The following is a 4,012-nucleotide window of genomic DNA, read 5'->3' on the forward strand; positions in this document are numbered from 1 at the left end:
GCCCAGAGCGTGGCGCCGAGCGCCGCGCAGGCCAGGAACCTCCGGTACGGCATCCGCAGTCCGCCCGCGGCCAGCGGCAGCAGCGCGTTGAGCACCGGCAGGAACGGCGCGACCAGCACCATCCGGCCGCCGCCGCGGCGCAGGATCACCTCGGCCGCCGCCCAGCGGGACTCGCCGATCCAGCCGCCCAACCGGCCGCGGCGCAGCCGCTCCCCCCAGCGCCGTCCGGCCAGGAAGCTGAGTGACCAGCCGGCGAGGCAGCCGGCCACCACCGCCGCCACGGTCGCCAGACCGGTCGCCAGACCGGTCGCCGGCCGACCCACGCCCACCGCGGCGAGGACCGCGGCGTCGCCGGGCACCAGCACCCCGACCAGCGGTACGGCGTCGGCGAGCATCACCACGCCGAGCAGTCCCATCAGGAGGGTGGTGGGCAGCTCGCCGACCTGGGCCAGCAGATCCGTCATGCCCGTACGCTATGGGGCGGCGCCGTGCGGCACATCGGGCGCGATCCCCCACCGGCCCCTGATCCGGACTCGGGGTCACCCCCGAGTCCGGCGGCCCGTCACCAGGGCCGCAGCACCTGTACCCGGCGCACGGGTGAGTCGACGGCGGGTTCGGTGGTGGGGACCGGATAGTCGGCCACCAGCTCCAGCCGGCCCGCTGGGAGATGTCCGCGGTCCGGGTCGCCGACCAGCACCTGCGCGCCGCCGGCGGCGGCCCGGCGCAGGAACGGCAGTACCCGCTCGGCCAGTGCGGCGTCGTAGAGCACGTCTCCGGCGACCAGCAGGTCGACGCCCACCTCGGAGTCGAGCAGGTCCTCGCCGCTGACCGCCACGGCGACCCGGTTGGCCCGGGCGTTGACCGTGACGGCGGCGATCGCGTACGGGTCGATGTCGTTGGCGACCACCCGCTCGGCTCCGGCGAGCGCGGCGGCGATCGCCACCAGCCCGGACCCGGCGGCCAGGTCGAGCACCCGGCGGCCGGCGGCCAGCTCGGGGTGGTCGAGCAGGTACCGGGCCACGGCCTGCCCGCCGGCCCAGACCGAGGCCCAGTACGGGGGCGGTAGTGCCCGCCCGGCCGCCGCCTCCATCCGGGCCCACCAGACGATGGCGTCCTCGGCGAGGTGCAGCCGCACCTCCGGCACGAACGGCGTCTCCATCAGCCGCAGCCGGTCCAGACCGGTACCGGACGCGGCGATTTCCCGCTCCAGTTCGGCCAGTGCCGTGGGACCTCTCATCCGGGCAAGCATGCCCCGCGCCGGCCCTGATCGGGCGGCTTTTCCCGGTTGCGCGCAGATTCGCCGGACCGCCCCGGCGCTTCCGCCAGCGGATCGCCCTCGGAACGGTTACTGTCGGGAAAGTACAGGGCGATCATCGGCCGCGACGCCGATGCTCACCCGCTTTGAACAGGGAGAGATGCATGGCAACCGGCACGGTCAAGTGGTTCAACTCGGAAAAGGGCTTCGGCTTCATCGAGCAGGACGGCGGAGGTCCGGACGTGTTCGTCCACTACTCGGCCATCCAAGCCGGCGGGTACCGGGAGCTGAACGAGGGTCAGAAGGTCGAGTTCGACGTGACCCAGGGTCAGAAGGGTCCGCAGGCGGACAACGTCCGCCCGATGTAGTTCCGTGCCGGTGGCGGCGGTCGCTTCCCGACCGCCGCCGCAGCGCATGTCAGTCCGGTCGCGCCGGCAGGTCACGCCGCCGCCGTAGCGGCCCGGTCAGCATGATCAGCGGGGTCAGCGCGAGCCAGCCGGTCATCACCCAGATCGCCCGCCCCGGCCCGTACGCGGCGCCCAGCGCCCCGGCCAGCACCGCGGCCAGCGGGATCGTTCCGTAGTTGAGCAGCTGCATGCTGACCGTCACCCGCCCGAGCAGGGCGTGCGGGGTGTAGGTCTGCCGGAAGCTGCCCTTGACGACGTTCCCCACGGCGACCGCCAGGCTCACCACCACGCCACCGAGGATCAGCCAGAGCGCCGCGGCGCCCGGACCGGCGAGCGGGATGAGCAGCGCGGGCGGCCCGGCGCCCAGGGCGGCCAGCAGCATGGCCCGGGCGGTCCCGACCCGGCGGGCGAGGGTGGTGGCGATCGTCGCGCCGACGATCCCGCCGAGGCTGGCCAGGCCGATGAGCAGGCCGACCAGGCCGGGCGGCAGCCCCGCCGTACGGACCAGGAAGACCACCAGGACGGCCTGGTAGCCGACCAGCCCGATGTTGCTGGCGGCGCCGTAGACCGCCATCACCCGCAGGTACGGGTCCCCGGCGACGAAGCGGATCCCGGCCGCCACCTCCCGGCGCAGCGAGGACGGACCGTCGGGGCGACGGGGCCGCCGCTCGACCGTCCGGATCCGCCACAGGCAGGCCGCGGAGACGAGGAAGCTCACCGCGTCGAGCAGCAGCGCGGTGAGCGCGCCGGCGAGCTGGGCGACGAGGCCGGCCAGCCCGGGGCAGACGACGTAGCTCGCGGTCTGCGTGGCCTGCAGCTTGGCGTTGCCCTCGGGCACCTCCTCGGGCCCCAGCAGGGTGGGCAGGTAGACCTGGTCGGCGGTCTCGAAGAAGACCCGGGCCAGGCCAGAGCCCAGCGCCACGGCCAGCAGTTGACCGATGGTGAGCAGCCCGAGGAGGGCGGCCGCCGGGACGCTGAGGAACAGCACCGCCGACACCAGGTCGCAGAGGATCATCACCGGCCGACGCCGCAGCCGGTCGACCCACGCGCCTGCCGGCAGGCCGACGAGCAGCCAGGGCAGCCACGCCGCGGCGGTGAGGACCGCGACCTGGAAGGTGGTGGCGTCCAGCACGGCCACCGCCACCAGGGGCAGCGCCACGGTGGTCACGTTGCTGCCGATGCTGCTGACCGTCTGCCCGGTCCAGAGCAGCCGGAAGTCGCGGTGCCGGAACAGCCCGCCGCGCCGCCGGATCGCCGGGTCGGATTCCCGGGTACGGGGGGCGGAGCCGGCCGTCGCCGTGCTCACGGCCGGGCCGGGATGCCGTACGCGAACAGGAAGACCGGTTCCCGCTGCCGCCCGTCGTCGGGCACCTCACGGTCGCCCCAGCGGGCGAACAGCTCGATCACCTCCCGGCCCAGCTCGGCCAGCTCGTCGGGGGTCAGGTGCAGCCAGCGGTCGGTGGAGAAGGGGCCGTCGCCCCAGGCGGCCCGGGTGTCGTCCGGGGCGGCGTGCCAGGCGCGGGCCAGCGCGACGTGCCGGTCCAGGTTGAGTGAGGTGGCCGCGTCGGCGACCGCGCGGGCGGCGGGGTCGGCGTCGAAGTCGGCGGTGGACCAGCGCACGCCGCGGTGCTCCAGCCGCCACCAGCGTTCCCGGCGGTCGCGGGCGAGTTCGGGCGCCTCGGCGACGAGGTCGGCGGCCGCGAGGACCTTGAGGTGGTGGCTGATGTTCGCCGGCGCCTGGTCGGTGCGCTGCGCAAGCAGGCCGACGGTGGCCGGACCGTGCACCTTGAGCACGTCCATCAGGCGACGGCGCAGCGGGTGGGAGAGCGCGGCGAGGACGCGGGAGTCGGTGACCTGGCGGACGTCCGGATTCGACATGCCCACAGTCTGACTTCCGCAAGAGCAGTTGCGCAATAGTCATTGCTGAATTGGCATCGCCTTTGGGACGCGGTTGACGGCCGGTCAGTCGAGTCGGGAATCGCCCACGGGAAGTGGGGTGGCCCCGGCGAGGGGCAGGACGATCGCCGACGGATGCGCGGGATCGTGCAGGATCGCCCGCCGGCCGGCACGGAGGGTGACCGCGGTGCCGAGTGGCTCGCCGGTGCCCGGGTTGCGCGCGTACCGAGGGTGGGCCCCGCCGGAGACCTGGACGCGCAGCCGGTGCCCCGGGGCGAATCGGTGCGCGGTCGGCCAGAGGGTGACCGGTATCCGCACCACGCCAAGCCCGAGGCGGTGGCCGGCGCGGAGACCCTCGCGCGGGCCTTCCCCGCCGGGGCGACCCAGCCCGTCGCCGTCCTCACCAACCCCTCGGCGGCCCCGGCCGTCACCGCGGCCGCCGGCAGCGTTCCCG

Annotated in this window: 5 protein-coding genes and 1 pseudogene; 1 reads left to right on the plus strand and 5 read right to left on the minus strand. The window is 74.8% G+C overall.

All coding sequences use genetic code 11. The features are described 5' to 3' along the window. Both DKL51_RS22560 and DKL51_RS22565 read right to left on the minus strand, forming a co-directional pair. On the minus strand, positions 1–464 hold a 464-nt coding region (locus tag DKL51_RS22560), incomplete at its 3' end, for a DedA family protein (RefSeq protein WP_185734886.1). Positions 465–562: 98 nt separating this feature from the next. Continuing rightward, complete coding sequence (locus DKL51_RS22565) at positions 563–1,237, minus strand: class I SAM-dependent methyltransferase (RefSeq protein ID WP_109947669.1); 675 nt, start codon at positions 1,235–1,237, stop codon at positions 563–565. 182 nt (positions 1,238–1,419) lie between these two features. Between DKL51_RS22565 and DKL51_RS22570 the strand changes: the two genes are divergently transcribed. Further along, positions 1,420–1,623, plus strand: coding sequence for a cold-shock protein (locus DKL51_RS22570; protein ID WP_109947668.1), 204 nt, complete (start codon positions 1,420–1,422; stop codon positions 1,621–1,623). A gap of 49 nt (positions 1,624–1,672) precedes the next feature. Here the strand turns inward: DKL51_RS22570 and DKL51_RS22575 are convergent, their stop codons facing one another. The 3 genes and pseudogenes from DKL51_RS22575 to DKL51_RS36570 all read right to left on the minus strand — a co-directional run. Next, entirely contained in the window at positions 1,673–2,968 is a 1,296-nt protein-coding gene (locus DKL51_RS22575; protein ID WP_260428623.1) for an MFS transporter, read from the minus strand. Then, positions 2,965–3,540, minus strand: a complete 576-nt coding sequence (locus DKL51_RS22580; RefSeq protein WP_109965265.1) for an ArsR/SmtB family transcription factor — start codon at positions 3,538–3,540, stop codon at positions 2,965–2,967. The genes DKL51_RS22575 and DKL51_RS22580 overlap by 4 nt, the downstream gene beginning before the upstream one ends. A gap of 84 nt (positions 3,541–3,624) precedes the next feature. Beyond that, positions 3,625–3,876: pseudogene (locus DKL51_RS36570) on the minus strand (CocE/NonD family hydrolase C-terminal non-catalytic domain-containing protein); the annotation flags it as partial. Between the last annotated feature and the right edge of the window lie 136 nt (positions 3,877–4,012).

Source organism: Micromonospora globispora, assembly GCF_003857015.1.
In the GTDB taxonomy this organism is placed as follows: domain Bacteria; phylum Actinomycetota; class Actinomycetes; order Mycobacteriales; family Micromonosporaceae; genus Micromonospora; species Micromonospora globispora.